The sequence below is a fragment of the Cognaticolwellia mytili genome (assembly GCF_002104475.1).
GTDB lineage: Bacteria > Pseudomonadota > Gammaproteobacteria > Enterobacterales > Alteromonadaceae > Cognaticolwellia > Cognaticolwellia mytili.
In genome coordinates, this window is the sequence record NZ_NBOF01000001.1 from 260,124 (window position 1) to 277,775 (window position 17,652).

Below are 17,652 nucleotides of genomic sequence, written 5' to 3' on the forward strand. Positions count from 1 at the left end.
ATGGCACTACCTATCCTTTATTCATTAAGAAATTGCCCTTATGCCATGCGGGCCAGGATCGCGATTTATAAGTCACAACAACCGATTGTGCTACGCGATATCGTGTTGAGTAATAAACCCGAAGCAATGACTATTGCCTCGCCTAAAGCCACAGTACCGGTTTTGATGTTGACTGAATCGAGACAAGAAACATGTGAAAGTGAAGTCGGGGAGCAAAGCGGCGAGATAAAACAGGTTATCGATGAAAGCTTCGATATTATGCTGTGGGCGCTTAATCGTGCTGACCCCGATAATTTACTGCACAAAAGCAATTCGGAATTATTAAACGAAATGTTAGCGCTGATCAGCGATTTTGATGTTGAATTTAAAGTCCGCCTAGAAGCGTATAAATGTGCAAAACGCTACCATGAAAGCACGTTAATTGATTGTAGAGTAGCTTGTGAAGCATATATTCAGTTGTTAGAAACACGTTTAATTAAGCATGAATTTCTATTCTCTACAAAAGAAAGCTTAGCAGATATTGCCTTGTTACCCTTTATTCGACAATTTGCCCGAGTAGAGCGCCAGTGGTATTTACAATCGCCATATCCAAACTTGCAACGTTGGTTAAATAGTTACTTGCAAAGCCCAATGTTTACCAAAGTGATGGCTAAATATCCGCTTTGGTTGGAAAGTGGTGAAGAGGTTGTTTTTGTTGGTAAATAAAAGTAAAAATAAAAATAAAAGTGAGGACTAGAAACACTTACACTTACAAAAGTTTGATTTTTAGAAACCATTTATTAACTTTGCTAAGGGTCGTTTTAAGCACTATATTCATATACATTACTTGTTTCACCATAGATTTCCATAGAGCCCTTAAAACTAAAACTTATTTTTTTTAGTAAATTAATAGAGCTTTGGTTGGTGAGTGAGGTTACCGCTAAAACCTTAGCTAGTGAATGCCTTGTGACTTCATTTCTCAGTGTGGCATCGACAGCTTCAAAGGCGTAACCTTTGCCGCAATATTCAGGTAAAAAAGCATAGCCTAAATCTGGGTAAGCTAACTCTGGCCTTTTTAGCAATCCACACATGCCTATTAGTGTTTCTTTATTTGAAATTTCGTCGCTTTTTAGCACCACTGCATGTAAGCCAAAGCCATAATCTTTATAGTTTGCCATAGGCCCTGTGGCTAAATAGTTTTCTGCATCTGCAATCGTTCTAACTTGTTTGTCGGTGATATTTTCTATAAATGATTTTTCATTCAGTAGTCTAACAATAAACTTGGCATCATTGCGGGTGAACTCTCTGATAATTAATCTTGATGTTTGGCAAATTTGTTTCACTAAAGCCCCTTTATTTATTGTTGAGTGTGGAAAATAATTACTATTTTTACAGTCATAACTGGCTAGGACGTTCTTTAACAACTTAGCCAGCTATTGTTATTGCCTTGTCGGTTTAGATCTTACTTAACAACAAAAATATTACTAGTGTCATTTAGATCTAGCACGCCAATACAGGTATCGCTTTCGTCTGTTACCATCATGCGGTCGCCAACAGCCCAAAATGTTTCAGTATAAATTTGACCTTCTGCAAGGGTGGCGTAAACGCTACTTAGTAATGGTTCGCCAGTGTTATTGTTGATCCAATATAGTTTCACTGCGGTGGTTAGGGTGTTCGCTACTTGTAAATCAGGTGCATTTCCTGAACCTCGGGTATAAGATACTGCTAAATCACAACTGCCAATTTCAGCGGTAGGCTCTGGAATTTCTACTGGTGGTGCTTCGTCCATCGCATTTTCAACCATAGCTTCAGTGACGGTAAAGCCATTGTTTTCGTCGTTTAATAGTGCAACACCTAAACAGTTGTCTGCGCCATCGGTAAGCATGATGCGATGACCAATATCCCAATCGTCAGCCGTGTAACTTTCGTCTTTTGCTAATGTGGCGTATGAGTTACCTGATTTATCGCCTGAGCTGCGGCTTAACCAGTACACTTTCACAAGTTTGTCAGTTGGGTTAGTAATTGACAGATCAAGTGCTGGCTTGGCTGAGTCATAATAAGTTTCGCCTAAGCTACAAGTACCAATAGTCCCTTTTTCTGGCCAATGTGGTAGGTAAGGTTCTGTTGCAACAACTTCAGCTAATTGCTCAGGTAACATCACTTCACAGTCGGTGCCGGCACAAGCGCTAAAATTTAGGTCGATAATATCAGAGCCAACAAAGTCAGATGAAATGGCGACATAATATTTCCCAGTCTCTGGTGTGGTTAACGTACATTTTTCTTCATTGCTGTCATCAGTGATTGATGTGCAGGTAAAGGTATCGGTAAGCGCAGGATGCATTGCTTCGCCTTTATTTACCCACATATCAACATTACCTGAGCCACCACTTGTGGCAAAACTAACGGCTTCTAACCCTGGGGGGATGTCGACCGAGAATAACCAGCCGCCACGACCATTAATTTGTTGATAGTCACCTAAAGTTAATGTTTCAACGCTTTCCTTAAATTGTTCAGGTAGCGTGGTAGTTGACCATGTTTCAAATTCGCTTTGGTTATCGCTAGCAATTGTGGCAAGTAGGGCATCAAACTCAGTCCATTCGCCAGCGCGCATGTGTACTAGCATTTGGTTGACTAGTTCAGGGTGCGATTCAATTAAAAAGGCAACAGCAAGTTGTCCCCATGTGTAGTAGTTAGCGTCACCAGCAAATATTTCTGCCAAGGTATACGGATTATCACTACTAGCCGTTGTTACGCGAGTATAAGGTAGTTGGTAGAAGGTACTTAAGTATTCAGCAAGGCCTTCACTCCACCAGCCCATATTACTTTTGTAACCACCTTCTTTGTTGTATCTGCCGTCTAGTGCATGAATGTATTCATGATTAAGTGAACGTATGACCGTGCGGCCATCACTCCATTCTAAAGCATTAAAGGTGAGTATGTCTGAGCTATGCCACCAGTCTGTTGGGCTAGTTTCGAAGTAAATACCACTAGTATTGCTGGTCTCAAAAAGGTGTTCAGCCCACGAAGCATGATTAGATAAGCTTTCGAAAATATGGATGTTGGTAACTTCGTTAAGATCAAACTCAACGGATTGTTGAAATTCAGGCGTAATGTCTGAGCTCAATACTTCGTCGAACACACGTTTAGTTTGGCTAATAACGGCACAAGCTTGTTCAAGCTCTTCCATCGTCATTGCTTGTGCACGAATTCGTACAGGTTCATCACAAAGTATGTTAGCGCTAAATAATTCTGTGGTAGCAAACATTGAAGCGTCAACTGCATCACCACCTTCATAGGCATCGATGAATATGTGATAACGTCCTGCAGCAGGCTTATCGATGATACAAGTTTCGTTGTAGTCTGAGCCGTTGTAAGAAACACAGTCAAATACACCATTTTCACCGGCACTGGCTGCTTCTTCAAATTTTACATAAACATCTGGATCACCTAAAGCTTTATTCTCAGTGCCGCTGAACAAACTGACGACAAGGGTTTCTGCGTCTTCAGTAACATCAACATAGTAGGAAACGCCTTCGCCCTCAGTCGTGTTAATATGGGTTTTTACTACGCCAAGTTTAACTGCTTCAACTTCGGCGCTGGTATAGTCAACCTCAGGCTCAGGCGTAACAACTGGAGCTGGTGGGCTTACTTCAACCTCTGCTTTTTTTGAGTCGCTTCCTCCACAACCAGCTAATGCTATTAATATTGCACTGGTTAACGTTAGTGTTTTAAAAGACATTTTACTTCCCCTCGTGTTTCTTGTTGTTATGAGTATCTTTTTTTATTACTTATATTCAGTTGGTTAACGTTTTTTCTTTCAATGGTTTACTTCTATTGCTCTTAAATATTGATTTTGAAAGTTCTATTTTTTTTCAACGTGAACATTTGTAACATAAATTAAAATATATTGTAAATTGTATGCAATATATTATTTTGAAATAATAAATAAAGTAAAATGCAAATATGTGCTTAAAAGTGGCAGGTATTAATAGTGTAGGTTTAAAAATTATTTGATAAATAGCAGAATAAATACAAAGAATGAACTAAAGAAGACGGCAGTGAAAAAGTCAAAAAAGGGTTAGTTATACTGAATTTTAGTGGGTTTAAGTCAGCATAAGGGAGCAATGAAAAAGCCCATCACTAATAACTAGCAATGAGCTTGATAAGTTTTTCTATTAGTGATTATTTCACTTGTTGGTATATCGCAAAGCTAAGTGCTGGCATTTCAATACTGAACTCACTACTTCCAGAGCTAGCATTTTTCACAAGCTTACTACTACCTGCAACTTGTTTATATTCATTACCATTAACGCTAATTTTTGCCGTTGCAGTACTATCGCCAACATTAAAAGCCACTAACATGGTTTGCTCATTGCTAATCGTACGCGTGATGGCAAAAATATTGCTGTCATCAGCTTGAAATACTGTTGTTTGTTCGCCTCGACGTAGTGCCGGATATTGATAAAAAATATCGGCAAAGTTAGCAAAGCTCTGATAAATTGGATGATTAGTATCGAAATTATCGTCAGCGGTTGTTGCATCGGTTGCTAGCAAGTTATCATCATTATAGCTGGTAACCAATGACGGCATCATGTCTTGACGTGAGGCTTGATCACCACCGTCACCAACAAAACCTTGCTCGTCACCGTAGTAAATAATTGGCACGCCGCGCATAAAGTAAGTCATGGCGTGAGCAAGTAAACTGCGCTTGACCATTTGTTCTTCGCTGTAGTTGAATTCACTTTGCTTGAGCATATAGGCAAAGCGTCCCATGTCATGATTGCCAGTAAAGTTCATCAGTTGATTAGCGTTGCTGTCGTGATCAAGGTAGTCACCGTCGTTAGCAAATAATGTCGCTAATACTTTGGTGCCTTTTTGATCTATCAAGCTTTGTGTCATAGCACTTTGAAAGGCAAAGTCTAATACCGATTGCATATTACCGTCAGTGGTATATTCACTCAACTCTTTACTTGTGAAGCTATACACTTCACCAAACATAAAGAAATTTTTAATACCTTCTTTTTGTGCATGCTCAACTAATGCCGGCGAAAACTCAGCCCAAAACTCAGTATTAACATGTTTTACGGTATCAATACGAAAGCCGTCAGGTTTAAATTCTGTGATAAGGTTCTTGAAAATCTCAGTCATGCCTTTAACGACAGCAGGGTCGTTAGTATTGATATCATCGAGACCAGAAAAGTCGCCCCGCTTTGAGCTTTCGCCTTGCCAAAATGAGTCACCTTGGTTGTGATAATACTGGGTATCGTTTAACCAAGCGGGTGTTTTTAATTGTTCTTGGCCTTTTGGAATAACTGTGGTGTATTTATTACCTGCTGCTAGTTGCGCGGCTGATTTAAAAGGACAACCTTTGTCAGTTTCAACTAACCATTGTAAGCCGTCTTCACCATGACATTCGGTGTATTTAATAACATCAGCAGTATGGTTGGTAATAATATCAAAATAGATTTTAATATTTTCGTTATGAGCACTGTCGATTAAATCTTTTAAATCGTCATTGCTGCCTAAATGTGGGTCAATTTCGGTAAAGTCTAACACCCAGTAACCATGATAGCCTGAACTATCTGCTTGCATCGCTTGATTACGTAGAATAGGAGTTAACCAAATAGCAGAAATTCCTAATTCTTTTAAATACGGAAGCTTGTCTTTTAAGCCTTGAAGATCACCTCCATGGAACATGCCTTTGTTGGTTTTGTCTAAACCACCAGCAGAAATAGGCTGAGTTTTTGAACCTAAGTCATTGTCAGTATTTCCGTTGTTAAAACGATCAGGCATGACGAAATAAAATACTTCTTCTTGTACGTCACGTTCAAGATAGTGTGGCAAATCTGCAGCTGTTTTATTAGCTTTACTCAGCGACTTTTTTACTTCAACAGTAGGTTTGCTTTTAGTCGCAGCTTCACTTTTATTGGTAGTACTGTCGGCATCTTCACAAGCCATCAGGCTCAGTGAGATAGCTGTTGAAAACAGTAATGTAGATATTTTATTTTTTTTATACATTTATCTATCCTATTTAAGTTTTTGTCTAGTTATGTGCGAGGACGTGCTGCTCTCATCGTCGCTGCTAAATCAGTTACAGATTCAGTTTGATCAAACGCTTCGATACTGACTGGCAATTTTTGTAACCAATTTGGATGTTCATCAATGGTGCCTGGAATGTTAACTTGCTCAATAATTTCTAAAGCATCTTCCATAGGAATTAATTGAATATGGCTCGGTGCTTGTGCCATGTATTTTTGTACCGCTAAGCTTAATTCGCGGTTAATTTTTGCTGGCGCTTGCATTGGCGCTTTACTCATGTCTATAACATTTAAGTCATCTAATGCTGAGACTAGTAATTGGCGATCTTCAATACGGCCGGCACGTTCATTTTGTCCCATTGCTTCATTCGGATATAGGTTTAGCTTTTGACGCCATTCAAGATCTTTACCTGTCCACCAACCGGCAAGCGTAGGTAAGTCATGGGTTGATACTGTCACCATAGATTGTGCTGGGTATAAGTCTGGACGCATAAAGAAACCTGAGTCCCAACGCTCAAAAAATAATACTTTGTATGACAACAAACCTGCACGTGCCATTATGTCGCCAAAGCCGTCCGGCACTGTACCTAAATCCTCACCGATAACTACACAGTTATTACGGCGAGACTCTAGCGCAATAATTCGTAAAATGTCTTCTAGTGGGAAAGTGATATAAACACCCTCATCAGCTTTCATGCCTGGGGCAACCCAATATTGGCGCATCAACCCTAGAATGTGATCAATGCGTAGCGCACCCGCATATTGCATATTACTACGTAAAGCTTTTACTAAGGGTTGGTAACCTTGTTTTTGTAGGGCAACGGGGTTAATTGGCGTTAAGCCCCAATCTTGTCCTAATGTGTTCATCGCATCAGGCGGCGCACCTACGGCAGCACCGGCAACATAAACATCTTTGTCAGACCAAACGTCAACACCAGAGCCATCACAACCTACGGCTAAATCAAGGTATAAACCAACAGGCATACCCAATTCAGTTGCTTGGTTTGCAATTGATTTTAATTGACGGTGAGCAAGCCACTGAACAAAACAAAAGTAATTAATACGGATTTCATTGTCTTGCTGAAAAGCTTTTACTTCTTCGCTATTTGGCGATTGGTAAGCGCTTGGCCAACTTGTCCAGCCGTAAGCATTGAAGTTAGTTTTTCTAAAATGTTCATAAAGTGCTTCAAAGGTAGCAAGTTGCAATAAGTCAGCACCTTGGCTAGCAATAAAGTCGTTAAACTCTGCTGTTTCATTTTGTTCAACGCTGATGAAGTCTTGATATAAAATTTCTAATAAATCGAATTTAATATCCGCAACAGCAGGGTAGTCAATCAAGTCAGTTTGTTTTGCGTAAGCAATTTTGTTTTGTACTTCTTCACTATTAAAACGTGTTTGTGCTGCTTGGCATGAAGTAAAGTTTGGTACTTGTTTTACGTCAATGTAAAGTGTGTTTAAAAAACAACGACTCGTTGGTGAATATGGGCTGCGATGCGCTGGATTATTTTGATATAAAGGGTGCAGTGGATTTAAACCAATGGCAGAGGCTTGTTGCGCGGCTGATTTCTCAACCAGTTTAGCTAAATCGCCAAAGTCGCCCATACCTAAATTGTCTTTACTGGTTAAAGAATAAAGTTGTGCGGCATAGCCCCACATTTTATCAGCTGACGCTTCTTCTGGGTTGTAACAAGTCTGCGGTGCATAAATTAGTGGGCAACTTGCGGTGTTCTCTCCGTAATGCAGCGTTAGTTGATGATAACCTTGCGCTAATGTAGGTAACGCTAATGCATATTTGTTAAAGCTATTACCGTCAAAATTTGCAGACTCGACAAGCGTTAATTGCGAAAGTAAAAGTGTGTCATTAACTTTTTCACCAGACTCTAAACTGATTTCCCAGCTAAGTTGTTCGATATCTGCATCAGCAAGGCTAATGGTAATATGATGTTGCTGTGCTTCAAGTTTAGCAATGTGTGCTGGTGGCAGCATATTGCGCCATGTGGTTTGCTCTAACTCGACAATGCTAGCACTGATTTTTTCATCAGATGAAAGGTCGTAACCCATAGCGTTAAGTAACGAGTGTCTCGCCTCATCTTTGGCGTAAACTTGTTCACCATATGAGTTAATGTATGTCGGATGAAAACCAACGAGCTCTGCAAGTTTCTCAATTAAATTCATTCTATGCTTCTCTTTGCTTATCGCTACGCAGATTCGCGCTAGCGCTATTATTTGTCAAATTTGGTTCGGATAATGTTGAGTCAATATTTAGTTGATATTGTGGGCCAAAAAAGCTCAGTACTACGCAACTATGGGCAGCAACAGTGATTGTTGATGCCGTAATATTGGTTTGCTCAGTATTTGTTGTACTTGTTGATGAAACATTTGCCTCATCAGCGGTATTAATTAATTGCTGCCAGTAACCATTAAGTACTGGTAGTTGGTAATTTATTTCGCATGGGTGAGCGTTAAAAATAACCAGTAATGCATCATCTTGGATGGTGTTATCGCTATTTTCTGATAACTGCTCGTCAGTTTGTGCAAGGAGCATGGCAAAGCATTTAACTTCTTGGTCTTGCCAGTCAGACATTTGCATGATCTCACCACGGCAATTGAGCCAATCAATATCCTTTAAGCCGGTTTTATTCGATATTTGTTGGCCATGGTGGTAATGACTGCGATTCAACAACGGGTGCTGTTTTCTTAATTGAATAAGCTGTTTAACAAACGCGATATCATCTCTGACGATGGTATTTGTGCTGGTATTTTTGTTGATATTTTCTGCAGTCAAATGAGGCCAGCCAAGCCATGATATTTCGTTGTCTTGGCAATAGGCATTATTGTTACCTTGTTGGCTATTACTCATTTCATCGCCGGCAAGCAGCATAGGTGTGCCTTGAGAAATGAATAACGTAGTTAATAAATTGCGTTTTTGTCGGGCTCTAAGGCGAACAATAGTTGCGTTATCAGAGTCACCTTCATGGCCGAAGTTACAGCTAAAGTTGCTGCCGTGGCCATCGCGATTGTTTTCGCCGTTGGCTAAGTTATTTGGCGTTTGATAACTGACTAAATCTTCAAGCGTAAAGCCGTCATGAGAGGTGATAAAATTCACGCTAGCGCTAGGGCGGCGACTCGGTTGTTCAAAAATATCACTTGAGCCATGCAAACGTGCGGCAAACTCAGGCGCAATACCTGCGTCGCCTCGCCAGAAGCGTCGGCAAGTGTCTCGAAATCTGTCATTCCACTCTAGCCAGTTTTTATCAAACCGGCCAAGTTGGTAACCGTCTTGACCAATATCCCACGGCTCAGCAATCAATTTCGTTTGCGCTAAAATAGGATCTTGTTTTAATGCTGCGAAAAAAGGGTTGTTGGCATTAAAATGGGGAGTTTCCCGGCCTAGAATTGTTGCAAGATCAAAACGGAAACCATCAACACCCATGGTTTCTACCCAATAACGTAGGCTGTCAGTCACTAACTGTAAGACGCGTGGCTGGGCAATATTTAAGGTATTACCGCAACCTGAATAATTTTCATAGAAGCGCTTGTCATGACTTTGTAAGCGGTAGTAGCTAGCATTATCAATACCTTTGAAACTGAGTGTAGGACCAAGCTCATTGCCTTCGGCACTGTGGTTATAAACAACGTCGAGGATTACTTCTATGCCATGCTGATGGAAAGTTTCTACCATAGCTCTAAATTCTTTGATACTTTCTGCAGCGCCATTGGCAAAACAATAACTTGCCTGCGGTGTAAAAAATGACACGCTATTATAGCCCCAATAGTTATTGAGCTTTTTTTCTTCGATAAATGCTTCATTTAAAAACTGATGAACGGGCATTAATTCTATACTGGTGACACCCAATGAAGTTAAGTATCCAACAATGCTTTCATCTGCCAATGCAGCAAAAGTTCCTTTTAATTCGACTGGAACATTTGGATGTTGGGCAGTAAAACCTTTGACGTGCATCTCATAAAGTATGCTGTCACGTTGGCGAACTTGTGGATGGGTTTTACAAGGTTTTAAAATGTTTGCGTCAACAACAATACATTTAGGCATAGCCCTAGCATTATCTTGAAGATCTAAAGTGAGATCTTGCTGCGGACATTGCTGCAATTTTCCGTCATCCATACTTTTTTGGTAAGCAGTTTGATAGGCATAATGTAAAGGTGAATTTTTAATCTCGCCATGCAAGGCTTTCGCGTAGGGGTCGAGTAATAATTTTGCCGGATTAAAACGATGGCCATTATGTGGTTCAAACGGGCCGTAAACACGATAACCATATAACGCACCGGGCTTGATACCTGCAACAAAGCCATGAAAAACATCATCAGTATATTCTGGCAATACTAAACGTTGTATTTCGTTTTCACCGCTGTCATCAAACAAGCATAACTCGACCTTTTCAGCATGAGCCGAAAATAGTGCGAAGTTAGTGCCGCCGTCGTTTTCTGCGCTAGCGTTTAGTTGATCGCTAGAGGTAAAACTCGCGCCAAGCGGAAAACAACGACCTGATGTGATAGCAAATTGGCTCACAGGATCAATTCGCTCCTTGTAAGCTAAATATCACCGTTGCCATTGGCGGTACGGTAACGTTTATCTGATGAGGCTGTCCTTGCCATGCTGATGCAATACTTTGTACTACTTCAGCATTACCTTGGCCTGAGCCTGAATAAATTTCCATATCGGTATTGATTAATTCTTTATAATGTCCGGTCTCAGGTACACCAACGGCAAAGTTATGTTGAGCTTGAGTGCTGAAATTACAAAGTACAACAACTGGTGCTGCGGTGTTATCGCCAAAGCGAATAAAGCTGTAAATAGACTGCTGTGCGTTTTCATGGTCAAGCCAAGTAAACCCTTCCTGCTGGCAGTCTTTTTGATAAAGCGCAGGTGTCGTGGTGTAGACCTTATTTAAGTCTTTTACTAGGCGTTGTATACCGCTATGCCAGTGGATATCGAGTTGATGCCAGTCGAGAGATTGGTCGTGATTCCATTCTTTACCTTGGGCAAATTCACAACCCATAAAGAGTAATTTTTTCCCCGGATGCGCCCACATAAATCCATAATAAGCACGTAAGTTTGCAAACTGCTGCCAAGCGTCGCCTGGCATACGAGCGATAAGAGAGCCTTTACCATGAACAACTTCATCATGACTTAGCGGCAAGACAAAGTTTTCATCAAACGCGTAAACTAAACCGAAACTTAATTCATTATGGTGATGCTGACGATGAATAGGGTCGCGCTTCATGTATTCTAGACTGTCGTTCATCCAGCCCATATTCCACTTATAACCAAAACCTAAACCGCCGTTGTCGGTAGGGCGTGAAACCCCCGGCCATGAGGTTGATTCTTCTGCGACAGAAAAAGTACCAGGGTAGAGCGAGTAAAGCTCTTCATTAAAGCGTTGTAGAAAATCAACAGCTTCTAAATTCTCTCGACCACCGTCTTTATTTGGGATCCATTCATCTTCTTTACGGCTGTAATCTAAATACAACATTGAAGCGACTGCATCAACGCGAATGCCATCAACATGAAAAGTATCAAGCCAATGTAAGGCACTGGCGCGTAAGAAGTTTGCCACTTCAACACGGCCATAGTTGTAAATTAGGGTATTCCAATCAGGGTGGTAACCTTGGCGAGGGTCAGCATGTTCATATAAATGGCTGCCATCAAATTGGGCAAGACCATGCGGATCACTTGGAAAATGGCCGGGTACCCAGTCAATTAGCAAACCTAAGTTCGCTTGGTGACATTGGTCAACAAAGTATTGAAAGTCTTCTCGACTGCCAAAACGTGAACTGGGTGAAAATAAACCTACGGGTTGATAGCCCCAAGAACCATCAAATGGAAACTCGCTTACTGGCATTAATTGAATATGAGTAAAGCCCATTTCTAAGGTATATGGAATAAGCTTATCGGCAATGGTGCGATAGTTTAAATACTGGTTGTTTTCATCTCGTTGCCATGAGCCTAAGTGTACTTCATAGATAGAAATTGCGGCGTTACGTGCGTTACGCTGTGCACGCTCGTTTAGCCATTGTTGATCTTGCCATGGGTAGTCTTTTTCATTGGCAACAATAGATGCAGTATCAGGGCGGTACTGCGCTTGTATACCAAAGGGATCCGCTTTTGCAGGTTGTAAATTACCGTCATGGTCTTTAATTTCAAATTTATATAGGGCACCGGCTTCAATGTTTGGAATAAATAGCGTCCAATAACCGCTATTTTCGCCGTGATGAACGGTGTTAGCCATAGCGTGGCAGCGGCCATCCCATTGGTTGAAATCACCGATAACGCTGACATTACTCGCATTGGGCGCCCAAACAGCAAAACTACAACCACTAACTTCTCGCCCAGTGCTTGTGTCTAATGTTGTTAAGTGTGCGCCAAGTTTTTTATAAGCGCTTTGATGATTACCTTCGCGTAATAAATGTAAGTCGAGCTCGCCTAGTACCTGTGTTGATGAAAACGCAAAAGCGTCATCACAGATAACGCTTTGTTCTTCGCCGCTTATATTACGGGTAATTTTCAGCTGATAATCAAAAGCTTTCTTTCTTCTTAGCTTGAGTGAGAACAAACCTTCATCGTTAAGTCGTTTAAGCTTACCAAGCGATTTTTGTGTCTTATAATCTAGTATTTCAATGACAGAATCAGTGTTGCAATCAGTAGAATTGTTGCTAATTAAATGAGGCATGAAAACTGTGATCACCAAATAGCCTTTTTCAGACTCTGGGTGTAAGCCCAAAACCTGATGTGGGTTAGGGTGACTAGCGCTTAATAGGCTAGAAATATCACAGTTTGTTATTGCCATGGTTTGTCCTTTATATGCTCTTTATTCATTCTTGATTGCAATAACACCTACAACCATTGTGAGGTGTTATTTGTCGATTAAGCCGCTGCTTTAAACGCTAGGCGTTAGATTCCAAATGTTTTGCACGTAATCTTCAATTGAGCGATCAGAGTTAAACTTACCCATTAGGGCGGTGTTTAAAATCGCCATTTTTGCCCATTGCTGCTGGTTTTTGTATGCACTATCTAACGCTTGATGCGCATTAGCATAGGTTTGAAAATCAGCTAATACTTTGTAAGGGTCGCCGCCTTCTAGAAAACAGCGTTTAACTGCTGATAACTCACCTGGATTACCTGGCGTAAAGTAGTCAGTGTCTAACCAATCTAAACAAGCGCGAATTTCAGCATTATTTTCGTAATACTCAGCTGAGTTATAACCTTGTGCATCTAATGCTTTAACTTCATCAACCGTTAAACCGAAAATAAAGATATTGTCGTCGCCCACTTCTTCAGCAATTTCAATATTAGCGCCATCAAGTGTGCCAATAGTCACTGCACCATTTAGGGCTAGTTTCATATTGCCAGTACCAGAGGCTTCTTTACCGGCGGTTGATATTTGCTCAGAAACATCGGCAGCTGGAATGATTTTTTCAGCTAAGCTCACACGATAGTTCGGTAAAAACACTACTTTTAACTTGTCTTGAATACGCACATCGTTATTAATTTTTTCCGCAATTTTATTGGTTGCGTAAATGATTTCTTTCGCTAATTCGTAACCCGGAGCGGCTTTAGCGCCAAAGATAAACACGCGAGGTTGCATATCTAATTCTGGGTTCGCTAACAATCGACGGTATAACGCGATAATGTGCAACAAATTTAAATGTTGACGTTTGTATTCATGCAAACGCTTAATTTGCACATCAAAAATAGCGTCAGGGCTTACGGTCACACCGGTTAGTGTTTTAATTTCTTTAGTTAAGGCAATTTTGTTTTGATGCTTTATTGCCATAAATTTTTTCTGGAATGTTGCGTCATCAGCAAACTTTGCTAACTCACTTAAGCTGTTAAGGTCTTTCGCCCAGTCACCGTCGATAGTTTTATCGAGTAATTCAGCGAGTAAAGGGTTACAAGCTTTTAACCAACGACGTGGCGTAATACCGTTAGTCACGTTAGTTAATTTTGTTGGCCATAATTGGTCAAATTCAGGGAATAAATCTTGTTTCACTAAATCAGAGTGAATTTGTGCCACACCGTTAACTTTATGAGAAGTCACCACACAAAGATGTGCCATACGTACTTTACGCTCATGACCTTCTTCAATTAACGATAAACGGCGACGCATATCGTCATTGTTTGGCCAAAGTGCTTCAACGTCGTTGTTTAAAAACGCTTCATTGATACGGTATAAAATAGTTAAATGGCGCGGTAATACACGTTCAAATAACGCGACTGACCATTTTTCAAGGGCTTCAGGCAATAATGTGTGGTTAGTGTAAGCAAAAACTTTCTGACAAATGCCCCAAGCGTTGTCCCAATCGATGTTGTGGTTATCGATTAAAGTGCGCATCAGTTCAAGTATGGCGATCGTTGGATGGGTATCGTTTAATTGAATAGCTACCTTTTCACAAAATGTTGGCCAGTTTTTACTCTCGCTAATTAAACCGTATTGGTTTTCAAATCGCGCGATAATGTCTTGCACTGAACAGGCACAGAAGAAGTATTGTTGAACAAAACGCAATTCTTTACCAGCGTCGTGTTCGTCATTTGGGTATAGCACTTTTGAAACGGTTTCAGCGGCAACTTGCTGTTGGTGAGCATTTAAATAATCACCATTGTTAAATAGGTCCCAGTCAAAAGCGCTGTCAGCACGACATTCCCATAAACGTAATGCATTTACCGTTTGTGAGTTGTAACCAACAATTGGCACATCCCAAGGAACACCTTTGAGCATTTTACCTGCATGCCAAACTGATGCGGTGGTACCGTCAGCTTGGGCAATTTCTTCAACATGACCATAAAGCGGAATAGTTTGGCTTGATTCAAGACGACAAACTTCCCACGGGCTGCCAAATTCACGCCACATATCAGGTGTTTCAATTTGGTGACCATCAACAAAGCTTTGTTTGAATAAACCGTGTTGATAATGCACGCCGTAACCCATAGCATTGTAATCAAGTGTTGCTAATGAATCTAAGAAACACGCTGCTAAACGGCCTAAACCGCCATTACCAAGGGCCAGATCAGCACCTTCTTCACATAGGTCAGCCAACTCAAAGCCCATTTTTTGTAGCGCTTTTTCTGTATTGGTATATAAACCTAAGTTATGTAAATTGTTAGATAGCAAACGGCCCATTAAATATTCGAGTGATAAATAGTTAACTGACTTTGCTTCATTTTGATTTTGACGGGCTTTAGTGCTCTGTAATTTTTCAACGATAATGTCGTTAAGCGCGAGTGACGTTGCACGCCAATAAGCGGGTTTTTGATTAGCACTGCTTTGCTCACCCATGGTGAACTGTAAATGGTGTTCGATACGCTGGCTAATGTCTGCCACAGTGATTGATTGTTTATTGCTTTTTACTGCAGGCTTTTTAGTTGACGCTTTTGTTTTGGAAACCATATAACTACAAACTCTTCTTTCGGACATTGTTATGTCGGTAAATTTTTATTTCACTGTGTAGCAACAACTGCTAAAGAATGAAATAAAGGTACGGCATGCCTTGTATTAATCCTTTAATGAGACAAGATGTAATTGATAGAGCGACTATCAAGTTATTATTTTTAAATTGCGCTGCAGCCAAAATTGGCTAGTAGCAATTTAACGCTCAATATATTTATTTAATCTGCAATTTAACTGATGAATTAATTATGCCGATGTCTGAGAGTAGAGCAATAAACTACATACGTATGCACAATAGATATTTTTGATAATTTGCATGCATACGTATGTATTTTTTGTCGTTCGTGGAAGTAAATTTATCTATTGTTGGTCTATCTATATAGTAAACACATATTGACGGCTTCTAGAAAAACCTTTCTCTGGGTTGTTAAACAAAAAAGTAGATAGTTTCGATGATATTTACTATATGGCATCACTAATTAAATTATATACTTAGCCAAAGTGCTCGGTTAAGATGAGTTAATAATTTTCACTTATAGGTAAAATGTGAAATCAAAACAAACATCATTTGATATTGCTTATCGTGCTGGCGTTTCTCAGTCGACAGTTTCTAGAGCATTACGTAATAGTCCTTTAGTTAATGAAGAAACACGTAAGCGTGTACAAGAAATAGCTAAAGAGCTAAATTACAAGGTTGATAAAAATGCTAGCAGTCTACGCACTCAGCAAAGTGGCACTATAGCGCTTTTATTGTTTGAAGACCCAACCAATGACGATTCATTAATTAACCCTTTCTTTTTGTCGATGCTAGGCAGTATTACCCGTGCTAGTGCTAAAAAAGGCTATGACTTATTGGTGTCATTTCAGCAAATGAGTAATGATTGGCATGCTGATTTTGAGGATACACGTAAAGCTGATGGTATTATTTTGTTGGGCTATGGCGATTACACTGACTATGAAGAAAAGCTGATACAGTTGATTAAGCAAGAAACGCATTTTGTGCGTTGGGGCGCTGATGTTAAAAATTTATCGGTTGTTTCTGTCGGGTGTGATAATTTTCATGGCGGTTATCAAGTAACTGAACATCTCATTAAGAAAAATCGTCGCAACTTTGCATTCTTAGGTGGCGTAACTACAGGTTCTCCTGAATTCTTAGATCGCTATCAAGGGCATTGTCAGGCACTTAAAGATAACAGTCTTGATGTAAATGAACAGTTGCAAATCGATGCAGTGTCGACTGATGAGTCTGGATATCAAGCGGTGAAGCAACTATTAGCAACAAAAATTAAATTTGATGCTATTTGTGCTGCAAGTGATTTAATTGCTATTGGTGCGATGCGAGCAGTTCAAGAAGCAGGTTATAACGTGCCTGGTGATATCGCAGTAGTTGGCTTTGATGATATCGCCACGGCAAGTTTTACTTTTCCACCTATGACCACAGCAAAACAAAATACTGTTTTGGCTGGAGAACTATTGGTTGATAAATTGCTGCAACTAGTGAGCGGTGAAGAAGCGCAAACTCAGCTTATGCCAACAACCTTAGTTGTTCGTAAATCATGCGGTAGCTAACGCGACTGTTTATAATACCACGAGTCACAGGAAGGGCTTTTAATCACCGGTTATCAGTCTTTTTTTGTTATTCAAATAGTGCAAAAGCAACGGCAATAATCATAAGTAAAGCAAATAGAATTCTGATAATACGTGCTTGTTTAGGCTCAGCAAAAATAGGGCGTAATAGGCCGCCAAAAAATAACCACAACATATCAACGAGTGCAGCGACAAGTAAACAAATTAACCCTGTAGCTAAATAACTGAGATTTGTTGATGCAAGTGGCAATAAAAACTGTGAAAAAATCGCTAAAAATGCGGCATATGCCTTTGGGTTTAGTAGGTTTAATATAAAACCATCTTTAAAGCTTGGCGGGCTTACTGCAGTTTCGGTAATATTTGTTGGTGCTGTTGCAATTTTATATGCAACAAATAGGATATAACCGGTGCCTACTATTTGGCATATTAGTTTCATGGTAGGAAAGGTTACAAATAACGTAGCTAACCCGATACTTGCACAAAATATTGCTACAGCAAGTCCAGATAATATACCGAGCAGAAATGGTATGCCTTCTTTAGTGCCAAAAGCCGCACTAGTTGCTGCTAATGCCAATGGCGCAGGCCCTGGGGAGCCTAGTAATAGTGCGGTAGTTGTTATTAGGGTAATTAATGCTTCATGCACT

At 40.2% G+C, this 17,652-nt stretch carries 10 protein-coding genes; 2 read left to right on the top strand and 8 right to left on the bottom strand.

Features of this window, described 5'->3' with window-relative positions; translation table 11 throughout:
* Positions 1-705, top strand: coding sequence for a glutathione S-transferase (locus B7C41_RS00990; protein WP_085296896.1), 705 nt, complete (start codon positions 1-3; stop codon positions 703-705).
* A gap of 95 nt (positions 706-800) precedes the next feature.
* Here B7C41_RS00990 and B7C41_RS00995 read toward each other — a convergent pair whose 3' ends face one another.
* The 7 genes from B7C41_RS00995 to B7C41_RS01025 all read right to left on the bottom strand — a co-directional run bounded on the left by B7C41_RS00995 (position 801) and on the right by B7C41_RS01025 (position 15,421).
* Positions 801-1,322, bottom strand: coding sequence for a GNAT family N-acetyltransferase (locus tag B7C41_RS00995; protein WP_085296897.1), 522 nt, complete (start codon positions 1,320-1,322; stop codon positions 801-803).
* Between the two features lie 119 nt (positions 1,323-1,441).
* A complete protein-coding gene (locus tag B7C41_RS01000) occupies positions 1,442-3,718 on the bottom strand; it encodes a collagenase (protein WP_085296898.1) in 2,277 nt (758 codons plus the stop codon).
* Positions 3,719-4,161: 443 nt separating this feature from the next.
* Positions 4,162-5,997, bottom strand: coding sequence for an alpha-amylase family glycosyl hydrolase (locus B7C41_RS01005; RefSeq protein WP_085296899.1), 1,836 nt, complete (start codon positions 5,995-5,997; stop codon positions 4,162-4,164).
* A gap of 29 nt (positions 5,998-6,026) precedes the next feature.
* The gene (gene malQ, locus B7C41_RS01010; protein WP_085296900.1) at positions 6,027-8,192 is read right to left on the bottom strand and encodes a 4-alpha-glucanotransferase; all 2,166 of its coding nucleotides are present in this window, start codon (positions 8,190-8,192) and stop codon (positions 6,027-6,029) included.
* 1 nt (position 8,193) lies between these two features.
* Positions 8,194-10,545 carry a glycogen debranching protein GlgX gene (gene glgX / locus B7C41_RS01015; protein WP_143764257.1) on the bottom strand — a complete coding sequence of 784 codons (2,352 nt, stop codon included), beginning with the start codon at positions 10,543-10,545 and terminating at the stop codon, positions 8,194-8,196.
* Positions 10,546-10,549: 4 nt separating this feature from the next.
* Positions 10,550-12,823, bottom strand: a complete 2,274-nt coding sequence (gene glgB / locus B7C41_RS01020) for a 1,4-alpha-glucan branching protein GlgB (protein WP_085296901.1) — start codon at positions 12,821-12,823, stop codon at positions 10,550-10,552.
* Between the two features lie 90 nt (positions 12,824-12,913).
* On the bottom strand, positions 12,914-15,421 hold the full coding sequence (locus B7C41_RS01025; protein ID WP_085296902.1) for a glycogen/starch/alpha-glucan phosphorylase: 2,508 nt from the start codon (positions 15,419-15,421) through the stop codon (positions 12,914-12,916).
* Between the two features lie 546 nt (positions 15,422-15,967).
* Between B7C41_RS01025 and B7C41_RS01030 the strand changes: the two genes are divergently transcribed.
* Positions 15,968-16,990: a LacI family DNA-binding transcriptional regulator gene (locus B7C41_RS01030; RefSeq protein WP_085296903.1), complete on the top strand. Its 1,023-nt coding sequence runs from the start codon at positions 15,968-15,970 to the stop codon at positions 16,988-16,990.
* Between the two features lie 67 nt (positions 16,991-17,057).
* Here the strand turns inward: B7C41_RS01030 and B7C41_RS01035 are convergent, their stop codons facing one another.
* Positions 17,058-17,651 (bottom strand): LysE family translocator, encoded by a 594-nt coding sequence (locus B7C41_RS01035; protein ID WP_085296904.1) that lies wholly within the window; start codon positions 17,649-17,651, stop codon positions 17,058-17,060.
* Position 17,652 lies beyond the last annotated feature (1 nt).